Here is a 12,438-nt window from a genome sequence, read left to right as displayed (position 1 = left end):
CGTTTTAAAAAAACTAGTTAATGGAATCTCCACGTAAGGCTCTAAATTTTTTACGAGCTTCCACAAAGTATATACTATCTGGGTGGCTAAAAATAATTTGTTCGTAAAGCGGTTTTGCCAGTTCGGGTTGACCTAAATAATCCATGTAGAGCTCGGCTAATTTAAATAATGCGTTATCGATTAAAATACCTTCACCATAATTTTCAATTATAGATTTATAATTACGCTCGGCTTTTTCAAATTGCTGTTTTCCTTCAAATAATTCCGCTTGCTTATACAACGCCTGAGCTATAATAGGTTCGGTTTTATGTTCACCTAAAACTTGATTCAATAAAACAATGGCTTCATCATTTTTATTCTGAAAAGCTAATAAATCTGCTTTAGCGTAAAGTTTTAATGCTGTTTGTACCGAATCTTCATATTTATTATCTGTTATTAATAATTTTAAATTTAAAGCATCGTTAGCGATTAATTGAGATGTTGATGCTTTTAAAATTTTTAATTGAGATTCAGCCCATTTAAAATCGCCCTTATAATAACTTGTTTTAGCAACTTTATATCGCGCTTCCTGAGATATTTCACTGTTTTTTAAACTGCGCTGAATTTGTGTATAATAAATTAAAGCTTGATTAAATTTTTCTTGAAGAACTAATATATCACCTAACTCTAATTTTACCTCAGCCTTTTTAAATTCAGGCAAAGACAACTTTAAAGCATCTTCTAAAAAAGAAGTAGCCTTAGCCGTTTCATTCTTATAAAATGCTAAAAAATGTGCATAAGCAATTTGTAATTTCAAGGTTTGCGTAATTAAACCAAACTCATCAAATAATTCCAAATATTTAACCTCTATAGCCGCGTAATCTTCTTTATCACTCAATTTTTCTTCAAGTTGTAAAACCTGATAATTCGCCATTATCTTTGTTCCAGCATCCTGAGCCTTTTCTATAAGGTATGCGTAAATCTCTTTAGCTGTATCATACGCTTTTTCATTGGTTGCAATCACAGCCAAATCGGCTATTCTACTTAAACTTTCAGGCTGACGATTAAAAATAGCTTTTTCTTGAACAAATGCTTTTTTAATATCTTTCTGTTGAACAAATAACCAACTTAAAAGCTCATTCCATAATAAATCTGGCGCCTGCTGTGCTTTTTTTAATAATATTTTTCGGAATAAAATATTATTTTCATTAGCACTATCTTCACTTATAAAATCGTTTATAGAACGCTTAATATTGTTTATGGTTAATGGGTTAATTTCTACATAATCGATGTAACTGGTAAACATTTTTTCAATTTTACCTTGTTCGCCATACAACTGTGCTAATTGTAAATTAAAATTATACTTAGGGTTTAAAACCATCCCTTTTTCGTAGGCAGTTATAGCTTCATCCAATAAACTATGATTTTGAAATCCCTTGGCAACAGAAAACACGTTGCTCGTTCTTTCATCAATACTTTCCAAGGCTTTATTATATTGAACTCTCGCATTTACTGTATCTCTTTGTAACTGAAAATTATAACCTAAATCGACTAAAAAGCCTGCATATTTAATATCACCCATTACTTTTATCAAAAAGGCTTCAGCATCGGCATATTGCTCTAATTGCTGATGGGTTTCGACTATAGCATTTATGGTTGTTAAGCTCGTTGCTGGTTGCGCATATATTTTTTTATACTCAGCTAAAGCTTTCTTAAAATCACCATTTTTAAAATACTCCTTCGCCAAAATATCCGATTGCGAAAAAACATTCGTACTTATAAACAGAAATAATATTAAAAAAATTCTCATGTTGTAAATATAATAAATGTGTTTTGTGATATAGCGTTGCTTATTGTTTTTTATGCTAGATTTAAAACCAGCAATGCACCGAACACGAAACTCTATAACAAAAAAAAAGCACCCTATAAAAGGGTGCCAACATTATATAACATAGATTAAAATACTATTGATTCATCTTTTTCATGGCATCAATAAAATCATCTAAATCCGTACCCTTATTAACTAAAGTTAATGCTTTATCTACAATATATTTTACATTATCAGCTTGAAAACCAAGTCCTAAAGCTATTTTTCTAAGCAAAATCACTTCGTGATCCCCTTTAATATTATCTACATAGACCATACGAGCTAAATCATACAAACGCTCTAAACGACGATCGTAAGACGTTGGAGGATTAATTGGGTGCGATTTATAATCTTCTAATATCAATTTAAAGTCACCCTCACCAATCGCTAAACTACGAGCCAATCGCTCTAAAAACGCTTGCTCTTCATCTGTAATTACACCGTCATCCATTGCAATTCTTACAATTGAAGCGAAATGATCTTCATTACGCTTTTTAAAACCACTATCAAATAAATCTGAAAACGACATAACTTTTTTCTTTTTTTTGTGATGCAAACCTACATATTTTTTTTAATATTATAAACCGAAATTTTAAATATTTGGACGTTACCACAAGGGTCGGGCTTTCGGCAGTCGCTCTCTTCGAGGAGCTTCAACAAATACCTCAATCCCTAACGTTTAAATTTTTAGTTAAAAAAACATAGTAATTTTTTAGAGAACAAACTTAACTTTTATAAAATATCCGGCTCTACTTGGGAATAGTAAAGAAAAAGGTAGTGCCTTTATGCAACTTAGATTCGAACCAAATTTGTCCGCCTAAAGATTCTACTATTTTTTTACAAAAAGACAAACCAATACCTGTACCCTCATATTCTTCACGAGAATGTAACCTTTGAAAAATTGAGAAAATTTTATCCTTGTGCTTTTCAGCAATACCAATACCATTATCTGTTATCTCAAATTGCCAATAATTTTTATCCTGCGGCCCGTACACCATTGTTTTAAAACTAACAACAACCTCTGGACTAACATCCGCTTTTTTAAATTTTATAGCATTATTTATTAAGTTCTGAAAAACACCTCTAAGCTCCACCTTACTTCCTAATACAACAGGTAAATTGGTATAAGTTATTTTAGCATTAAAACGTGTAACTGCATTTGCAATATCTTGTGTAATTTCATCTAATAAATCATTACAATTAATCTCTGTTCTATCTTCAGATTTACCTAGTTTAGAATACGCTAGCAAATCGTCTATTTGCGTTCTCATTCGCTCACTAGATCGATCTATAAAGTCCATACTTAGCATTGCATCTTCATCGAGCTTATCTGTATAATCATCTTTTAACAAAGCAATAAGCCCAGAGATTGTTGCTAAAGGCTCTTTTAAATCATGACTCGTTATGTATGCAAACTCTTCTAATTCTTTATTTTTAGAAGCCAGCGTAAAAGATTGGCTGTATATGGTGTTATTCTTCTGTTTTAAAATAGTGTTTAATCGTCTTGTAGCATAATAATTTTTAAACAGCACCAAAACCAATATTATAGCAAAAAGCACCAGCGCTAATAATAAATAATTAATTGTTCGCTGTGTATTTAGCTTTTCGTTAATAGTTTTAGCTTTAACCTCTTTATCAAAAATATCTAACTTTTGCTCAGTAAGAATTTCTTGTTGCTTATCGATTTGCTTATTACTTAAAACTATTTGCTCTTGTTGGTTATTAAGCGAATCTATTTGCTTAATAATTCGCTGCTCCAGCTCCTGTTCTATAACTAATTTATCGGAGTATTTTTTCTTTTGAAATTCTGAAATTGAGATAAGCTCTTTAATTTCATTTTTTTGGATAGCTAAAGATTTATTTTTATTTTTTATTTGATTCTCTTTAACTCCTATGGTTTGCTTTTGATCTTCAATTTCTTCGTCTTTAAGCTTAACGCTGTCTTCAGCTTTAGATAGCTTGTTTTTGGTTTGAGCAATAGTATTTTCGGCATCTTGGAAAAGCTGTTTCCATTTTTCTATAGACGAAATAGCATTGTCACGAAGGTTAGAATGCGCCGAAATATTATTACGCCGCATAAGCATTTCGTTAATTTCATATTGAAAATCGCTACCAACATTTACAATATTAACCATGGAAGAGTTGTATGGGTAATTTTCTGTTATTAGCAAAGTGCTATTGCTTGATATTTTATTTAACACATACGATACGTCAAAATTATTGGTATAATTAGTATAAATAACATCTACATTTTCAATGTCCTTTACACTATTAAAACCAACAACCTGAACAGGTTTATTTTTAATTTTTCTTTTTTGCGCTAAACTTTTTAAGTCTATAATAGTGCGATCTTTGCCTAAAACTCCAATAGTAAAATTCGATTTTGTATTAGCATCTCCATAAAGTGTCTGTTCTGCAACATTGAAGATAAAAATGGCCCGTTTTACACGTTTTACTTGCTCATTATCTGTGTTTTGAGTATATGCTCGCATAGCCGTAAGGCATAAAATCAATAGAGCATATTTAATTAAAACATTAGATTTCATAACATTATAAACGTAACAAAATTTTGGCAAATAAGTTGGCACCATTTACACCAAATTGCTGTACACGCCTGCTATAAACCAAACTCCCGTTTACCGTATTTGCAGAGTGTTTATGCTCGCTTGGGTACACATCAAAAATATTATTACATCCAACCGTAGCTTGCAGCCAATTCTCGTAATTATAAGTTACATACAAATCGGTTACAAATTTTGGATCGAATTTTTGATCTCGCGTCTCAACATTCCCCGTAAACTCGTTCAACTGCCAATTATTTGGATCGCCATCATCCGGATGAATATACATAACGCTTCCAAAATAGGTACCTATTAAATTAAACTTAAAATCGTTAATTTCATAATTTAAATACGAATTTACTTTAAAATTTGGTTGAGCAGACTCTATTCTAGAACGTTCTTCTCTGTTAAACAAAGATTCAATATCGCTATCTACAATGTTGCTTCTATTTACCTTAGTTACTTTGGTTTCAGTAAAATTAGCCGATAGTTTTCCGTTTAATTTACCTGCTCCTATTTTATCCTTATAATTAAAAGACATCTCTACACCGTTGGTTTTAGAGTCTATAGCATTAGCAAAAAATTGAGCGGCAGTAACATTAAATGGTGTTAATAAATCTTCGTAACCCTCATCAAACTGTCCTGATAATACAATACGATCTTTAATATTGATGTTATAATAATCAAAAGAAAGCGTGTATTTATTTTCTATTTTAGTACTTAAACCAAGACTAAAGTGTTTTGATAGTTCGGGCTTTAATTTACTAACTTCAAAAGCATCTGAAACCAAAGTACTTTCATGATTAAAAGTACCAACCTGACTAATATCTCCATCAAAAAACTGTGTGCTTATTTTTTGAAAAAACACCTGATGCATGGATGGTGCGCGAAAACCTGTAGAATAACTAGACCTTAATGAGGTCTTTTTACCTAGCTTATATCGGGCAGAAAGTTTCCAAAGCGAGTTTTCACCAAAATCGTTGTTAGACTCATAACGAAAAGCCCCTTTTATCAACATAGGCTCAATCGGCTTTAATTCTACATCTACATAACCAGAGGCGTTAGATCGGTAACGAATAAGTTCGTCTTGAGGTTGTATGCCAGGGAAAACTTGAGCCCCAATAATTTTAGGTCTAGAAAAACCCTCTTCATCTGTGTACATTTCACCGCCATTACTATAAGAATCCTCTTCTCCAGAAATAATCTCATAACGCTCTACACGCAACTCTCCTCCAAAAGCTAAATTAAGGCCATACATAACATCAAAAGGCCTGCTAAAATCTAAGTTAGTAGTGTTAAGTTCGTATTGATAGCCTCCAGATTTAAATGTTCTAGGTGAAATAACACCAAGAGAAGCATTGTTAGAATTATTTACCGTAAAATCGATACTATTAGACCCCATAGAATGGCTAAAATCTATATCCCAACCATTTTTTTCTCCTCTAATGCCAATTGTAACGGCATCATCCTGAATGTTTGTTAAAATTTCTGGTGAAAATCCGTTGGGATGAAGAGCCTCTTCCACTCTATCAATTTCTCTAGGAAAGCGATAAAACCCTTTTGAAGTTCCTTCTCTAGAGTTACGACCACCAAAAAAATAAAGATTAGCTTTATCAAAAAGTGATAATTCTCCATTGAAGGCTAAAGCTGAATTTCTAGTTGCAGCACTACCAACCTCCATCACCTGTTGATTACTATAACCCGTTTGTGAGAAAAAATCATTTTCTGCTATTAATTGGCTATCCAGAGCGTCATCATCATCAACATAAATATTTCCGGTGTAATCTCCTGCTCTGTTAGTAGCACTTCTATCTCTAAATTCTCCTGTTATATTTACAAACCCAGTATTACCAATTTTTAAACCGAAGTTTCCACTAAAATAGTGGTTGATACCATCTTTTTCTGCATTAATCCTTGTTCCTGTATCAATATCAATAACATCGGTTTGCTTTTTCAGAATTATATTAATAACTCCAGCAATGGCATCTGATCCATATTGAGACGTTGCGCCATCTCTTAAAATTTCTATGTGATCTATAGACGCCACAGGTATCGCATTAAAATCTGTACCAACACTACCTCTACCTATGGTATTGTTTACGTTTAACATAGAAGATGTGTGGCGACGTTTCCCATTAATCAAAACCAAAACCTGGTCTGGCCCCACCCCTCTAAGAGTCGCCGGATCGATATGGTCCGTTCCATCGGAAATAGTTTGTTGAGTAGAATGAAAAGAAGGCACTAAAAACTGCAACAATTCACCTAATTCAAAACGCGAAGAATTACTTATTTCTTCAGGTGTTATAATCTCAATAGGTACGGTAGTTTCTAATGCAGATTGCGGCTTAGAACGTGTTCCAACCGATACGGGTTCATCTGCAGAAAACCCTGTTTCTAAACGAAAATCGGCGGTAACACTATCACCAACCTTTAAAGAAATCGACTTACTACTACTATTATACATAATAAAAGATGCTGTAATAACATAATCGCCTTCTTCAAGCTCTAGTACATAATCTCCATCTATATTAGTTGTTGTTTGTATTTTGTAACCTTCAACACTTACTAAGGCACCTGGCAATACGCCAAAAGAATCGGATATATTTCCTTTTACAGACGCTCTATTTTGAGCGCATATCGTGGCACTTACAAATAAGCATATTAATAAAAATTTTCTTTTTCCCATGTGGTCTACTTCTCAAAATTTAAAGCTTCATCTAAAAGCGTTATAGACAGTGGCTTATTAATATAACCGTTTATAAAATAAGAGTCGTTTGCTTTTTCTTGATCCTTTGGATTAGACGACGTGGTTAACATAATAATCTTAATATCGGCAGTAAATGCCTTATCCAGCTTGCTATATTCCTCTATAAATTCCCAACCATTCATTGCCGGCATATTAATATCAAGAAAAATAACTTCTGGCTTTTTAACCAAGCCATCCATAGCCTTTTGCAAATAAGCTAATGCATCGGCACCACTATTTACAGACTGAACAGAGTCGAAAGCATTATATTTTTTAACTATTTTTTCGTTATAGAAATTGGTAAACTTATCATCATCGATAAGCAGTGTCGTTTGGTAGGGAGCCATTGCGAGAATTTTGCTATTTTTTTTTAAAAATTATCATCTTTATTAGATAAAAAATGCAAATTACTCAATATGTCCTTAACTTTCTAAAGATTTGATTAAAAAAACATAAAATAGTCTCATTTTAAAAACATATTAAAAGCTATATTTGCAATCGTAAAACCCTTATTACGTGAGTAAATCCATCCTCTCGCAAACTTATTTACAGACTTTGCAAAAGCAAAATCTGCAGAATGCTGTTGCCAAAAGTGAAAACAAAATACATCTTACAGGTTTAGTAGGTTCGTCTTTATCCTTTATAATATCTAGTATTTTTAAGGAATCCGACAAACCTTTTCTTATTATTTTTGATGATAAAGAGGAAGCCGCTTTTTACCTAAACGATTTAGAACAACTTTGTAACGACAAAGATGTATTATTCTACCCAGGAAGCTATCGCAGGCCTTACGACATAGAAGAAACCGACAACGCCAACGTACTATTACGCGCCGAGGTTTTAAACCGCATAAATTCGCAAAAAAAACCTGCTATAATTGTTACCTATCCCGATGCCCTTTTTGAGCAAGTTGTTACTAGAAAAGAACTAGAGCGCAATACGTTAAAAATAGCTGTGAACGATAGTTTATCTATAGACTTTGTAAACGAGGTGCTTTTTGAATATCAATTTAAACGTGTTGATTTTGTTACCGAACCAGGCGAATTCTCGGTTCGAGGTGGCATTGTTGATGTGTTTTCATTCTCTAATGATGAACCTTACCGTATAGAGTTTTTTGGAGACGAAGTGGATAGTATTAGAACCTTTGATGTAGAAACGCAACTCTCTATAGATCAGATAAAAAAAATAAACGTTATTCCAAACGTTGCTAATAAATTATTAGAAGAAAAACGACAAAGCTTCCTCAAATACATTGCACAAAAAACCGTTGTTTGTTTAAAAAATGCTGACTTAATTTTTTCTAGAATCGATGATTTTTATAACAAAGCCGAAGTGGCTTACAAAAATCTTTCGTCAGAAATAAAACGAGCCAAACCAAATGAGCTTTTTTGTAATTCTGCTTTATTAAAAAAACAACTGCTCGATTTTTCAATTATTGAATTTGGCAGCACGTCTATAATGACAAAAATTGGTAGTGTGGTACAAAAAGTAGAATTCAAAACTACACCGCAACCCTCTTTTAATAAGAAATTCGATTTATTAATTGAAGACTTAAACAGCAACCACAACAAGGGTTACACCAACTATATTGCTTGTGTAAGCGAGCAGCAAGCCAAACGTTTTCATGATATTTTCGATGATGTTGAAGGCGAGGTATCTTACCAAACTATCGTACTATCTTTACACCAAGGCTTTATAGATCACGATACAAAAATAGTATGCTACACAGATCATCAAATTTTTGAACGTTACCATAAATTCAATGTTAAAAATGGTTATGCAAAAAAACAAGCCATTACCCTAAAAGAGCTTACAAACCTAGACATTGGCGACTATGTAACACACATAGACCACGGTATCGGACGCTTTGGTGGACTACAAAAAATTGATGTTGAAGGCAAAAAACAAGAAGCCATTAAATTAGTTTACGGTGAGCGCGATGTACTATATTTAAGTATTCATTCCCTACACAAAATCACTAAATTTAATGGTAAAGACGGAAAACCTCCTAAAATTTATAAACTAGGAAGCACTGCCTGGAAAACCTTAAAACAAAAAACCAAAGCACGTGTTAAGCATGTTGCTTTCAACTTAATAAAACTTTACGCTAAGCGAAAAACAGAAAAAGGCTACCAATACAATCCCGATAGCTATATGCAACACGAACTGGAAGCTTCTTTTATTTATGAAGATACCCCAGACCAAAGTAGTGCCACCGCAGATATAAAGGTCGACATGGAAAGTGAACGCCCGATGGATCGTTTAGTATGTGGCGATGTTGGCTTTGGTAAAACGGAAGTAGCTATTCGTGCCGCTTTTAAAGCAGTAGACAACGGCAAACAAGTGGCCGTTTTAGTACCAACAACCATTTTAGCTTATCAGCATGCCAAAACATTTCGTGAGCGCCTAAAAGATTTTCCTGTAACGGTAGATTATGTAAACCGCTTTAGAACGGCAAAAGAAAAGCGCACCACCCTAGAAGGCTTGGAAAAAGGCAATGTAGATATTATTATTGGCACACACCAACTTGTAAATAAAAACGTAAAATTTAAAGATCTTGGTTTACTCATTGTAGACGAAGAGCAAAAATTTGGTGTAGCCGTAAAAGAAAAATTAAAAACACTAAAAGACAATGTTGATGTATTAACATTAACCGCAACACCTATACCACGTACTTTACAATTTAGCTTAATGGCTGCGCGCGATTTATCGGTTATTACAACACCACCACCAAACCGATACCCCATTGAAAGTAACGTAATTCGCTTTAATGAAGAAGATATTCGTGATGCAGTGAGCTATGAAATTGAACGCGGCGGACAAATTTTCTTTATACATAACCGTATAGAAAACATCAAAGAAGTTGCTGGCCTTATTCAGCGTTTAGTTCCCGATGCTAAAATAGGTATTGGTCATGGGCAATTAGATGGTAAAAAACTAGAACAGCTTATGCTAGCATTCATGGATGGCGAGTTTGATGTTTTAGTAAGCACCACCATTATCGAAAGCGGTTTAGATGTACCAAATGCCAACACCATTTTTATAAATAATGCCAACAATTTTGGTTTAAGTGATTTACACCAAATGCGTGGTCGTGTTGGGCGAAGTAATAAAAAGGCTTTTTGCTATTTTATCACACCAGAATACTCAGCAATGACAGACGATGCCAGAAAACGTATTACTGCTCTAGAGCAATTTACAGAACTTGGCAGCGGATTTAATATTGCCATGAAAGATTTAGAAATTCGTGGTGCAGGAGATTTACTTGGTGGCGAACAAAGTGGATTTATAAATGAAATAGGATTTGATACCTATCAAAAAATATTAAGTGAAGCCATAGAAGAACTTAAAGAAAATGAATTTAAAGACTTGTATGACGAACCTGAAGAAGATCGTGTTTATGTTAAAGACGTCACCATAGACACGGATTTCGAGCTTCTTTTCCCAGACGATTATGTAAATAATATCGCAGAACGATTAAGTTTATACACACAACTAAATAATTTGAAAACCGAAGCTGAATTGCATACTTTTGAAACAGAATTGGTCGATCGTTTTGGGGAATTACCAATACAAGTGACCGATTTATTAAATAGTGTCCAAATAAAGTGGTTAGCAACCAAAATTGGTTTTGAGAAAGTAGTTATGAAACAAGGTAAACTTATTGGTTATTTTATTAACGACCAACAAAGTAACTTTTATCAAAGCTCTGGTTTCACTAAAGTTTTACAATTTGTTCAAAAACATCCAGGAGCAGGTAAAATAAAAGAAAAACAAACTCGAAATGGATTGAGATTAATGCTAACCTTCGAAAAAATAAAAACAGTAAAACAAGCACTAAACGCTTTGCAACCCATTGTGGCTTAATTCTTGTTTCATTTAAATTAAAAACAGCTCATGTCTTCAGTTCGAAGAAAAACAAATACATCCAAAACCGTGAAACGCTTATTATATTTTATCGCCCTATTACCAAGTATTTTATTAGCACAACACAGCATTAAAGGCACATTCTCTCCTGCGAAAGAATATAATTTTGCGCTACTTTATAAGGTAACCCCAACTTTATCAGAATACATTTCTAACACCGAAATTGATAAAGAAACTGGTGGTTTTGAGTTTAAACTAGACTCCACAAGAACAAAAGGCATGTATCGTGTAGTATACGCTATACCACAAGAAGACTATAATTTCGATATTATATACAACGGAAAAGAAGATATTGAATTAACGTTTAATTCTGAAACCGGTGTTACTTTTAAAAAATCTTCTGAAAACAAATTATTGGCATCATACACCAACAGCATGTCTATGGTTACGCAAAGTATTGGAAATTATTTTAGAGATGAAAATAAAAAAAACTCCAAAGCTCTAAAAGCGATATTTAAAACACAACAAGAAACTCAAGAAAACTTTGAAAAAGCAGCCGAAGGCATGATGGCTTTAGATTTTATAAAAGCAAACAAACCTTACATCCCAAGTGATTTCGAAGACTTAAAAACCTATATAAATAACTTAAGAACGCATTATTTCGATCATATAGACTTTAATAGTAAAGCACTTCAAAGTTCGAATTTTTTAGAAGAAAAAATGTTAAATTATGTTTTTGGAATGTCTTCCGAAATTGAAGATGAAGCAACAGTTTACAAGAATAATATTGATGTGTTTCATGAAGTTTTAAAAACAACACCACAAGGTGTAAAACGTATTTTATTAGTCGATTTATGGCAGCAAATGGCAGATTTAGGTTTTGAATCGGTTGCTAACTATATTTCAGATAAATATTTAATGCCAGTTGCAAAATCGTTAAATGATAAAGATTTAATCGATGGATTAACTCTATTCAAAAACACATCAATAGGTAGAAAAGCGCCCGATTTCACATTAGAAATAAAGAAAGACAAAGCCTTAGTTAAAACGCAATTAAGCGCACTAAACGTAGCAAAAAAATACATTGTCGTTTTCTGGAGTAGCACATGCTCGCATTGTTTAGATGAAATCCCTCAATTACATAGCTTCGTAAATACTTTAGAAAAAGGCGACGTAAAAGTAATTGCTGTAGGCTTAGAAGACGATCCCTATAAATGGAAAGACTTAACCTATACTTACACTAGTTTTATTCATGTTTATGGTGAAGGCCGTTGGGAAAATAAAATTGGAAACGATTATGGCGTAACATCGACACCAACATATTTCATTTTAGATAAAGACAAAAAATTTATTTCAAAACCGGAAGATTTTAAAGCTTTAAAAGCATTTTTTGGAGAAGAAGCTGAAGAAGAATAAAT

General features: G+C 33.1%; 7 protein-coding genes. 2 read left to right on the top strand and 5 right to left on the bottom strand.

Going from position 1 to position 12,438, the window contains the following annotated elements:
• Nucleotides 1–13: 13 nt before the first annotated feature.
• The 5 genes from ACJJV4_RS11920 to ACJJV4_RS11900 form a co-directional block, all read right to left on the bottom strand.
• On the bottom strand, nt 14–1,789 hold the full coding sequence (locus tag ACJJV4_RS11920; RefSeq protein ID WP_405294695.1) for a tetratricopeptide repeat protein: 1,776 nt from the start codon (nt 1,787–1,789) through the stop codon (nt 14–16).
• A gap of 154 nt (nt 1,790–1,943) precedes the next feature.
• The gene (locus ACJJV4_RS11915) at nt 1,944–2,375 is read right to left on the bottom strand and encodes a TerB family tellurite resistance protein (protein WP_405294693.1); all 432 of its coding nucleotides are present in this window, start codon (nt 2,373–2,375) and stop codon (nt 1,944–1,946) included.
• Between the two features lie 220 nt (nt 2,376–2,595).
• Entirely contained in the window at nt 2,596–4,392 is a 1,797-nt protein-coding gene (locus ACJJV4_RS11910; protein WP_405294691.1) for a YfiR/HmsC family protein, read from the bottom strand.
• A gap of 4 nt (nt 4,393–4,396) precedes the next feature.
• Nucleotides 4,397–7,093: a TonB-dependent receptor domain-containing protein gene (locus ACJJV4_RS11905; RefSeq protein WP_405294689.1), complete on the bottom strand. Its 2,697-nt coding sequence runs from the start codon at nt 7,091–7,093 to the stop codon at nt 4,397–4,399.
• Between the two features lie 5 nt (nt 7,094–7,098).
• Nucleotides 7,099–7,500, bottom strand: a complete 402-nt coding sequence (locus tag ACJJV4_RS11900; RefSeq protein ID WP_405294687.1) for a response regulator — start codon at nt 7,498–7,500, stop codon at nt 7,099–7,101.
• A gap of 169 nt (nt 7,501–7,669) precedes the next feature.
• Here ACJJV4_RS11900 and mfd point away from each other — a divergent pair, with 169 nt between their 5' ends.
• Both mfd and ACJJV4_RS11890 read left to right on the top strand, forming a co-directional pair.
• Nucleotides 7,670–11,020, top strand: coding sequence for a transcription-repair coupling factor (gene mfd / locus ACJJV4_RS11895; protein ID WP_405294685.1), 3,351 nt, complete (start codon nt 7,670–7,672; stop codon nt 11,018–11,020).
• Nucleotides 11,021–11,050: 30 nt separating this feature from the next.
• Entirely contained in the window at nt 11,051–12,436 is a 1,386-nt protein-coding gene (locus ACJJV4_RS11890) for a TlpA family protein disulfide reductase (RefSeq protein ID WP_405294683.1), read from the top strand.
• Nucleotides 12,437–12,438 lie beyond the last annotated feature (2 nt).

The organism is Algibacter sp. Ld11 (assembly GCF_045066735.1).
In the GTDB taxonomy this organism is placed as follows: domain Bacteria; phylum Bacteroidota; class Bacteroidia; order Flavobacteriales; family Flavobacteriaceae; genus Algibacter.
The sequence above is the reverse complement of the archived record's forward strand: the minus strand, read 5'-3'. Positions and strand labels throughout refer to the sequence as shown.

Excerpts from the sequence above, each read along its gene's own strand:
- ACJJV4_RS11920 (WP_405294695.1), bottom strand. The coding sequence starts at position 1,789 with ATGAGAATTTTTTTAATATTATTTCTGTTTATAAGTACGAATGTTTTT.
- ACJJV4_RS11915 (WP_405294693.1), bottom strand. The coding sequence starts at position 2,375 with ATGTCGTTTTCAGATTTATTTGATAGTGGTTTTAAAAAGCGTAATGAA.
- ACJJV4_RS11910 (WP_405294691.1), bottom strand. The coding sequence starts at position 4,392 with ATGAAATCTAATGTTTTAATTAAATATGCTCTATTGATTTTATGCCTT.
- ACJJV4_RS11905 (WP_405294689.1), bottom strand. The coding sequence starts at position 7,093 with ATGGGAAAAAGAAAATTTTTATTAATATGCTTATTTGTAAGTGCCACG.
- ACJJV4_RS11900 (WP_405294687.1), bottom strand. The coding sequence starts at position 7,500 with ATGGCTCCCTACCAAACGACACTGCTTATCGATGATGATAAGTTTACC.
- ACJJV4_RS11890 (WP_405294683.1), top strand. The coding sequence starts at position 11,051 with ATGTCTTCAGTTCGAAGAAAAACAAATACATCCAAAACCGTGAAACGC.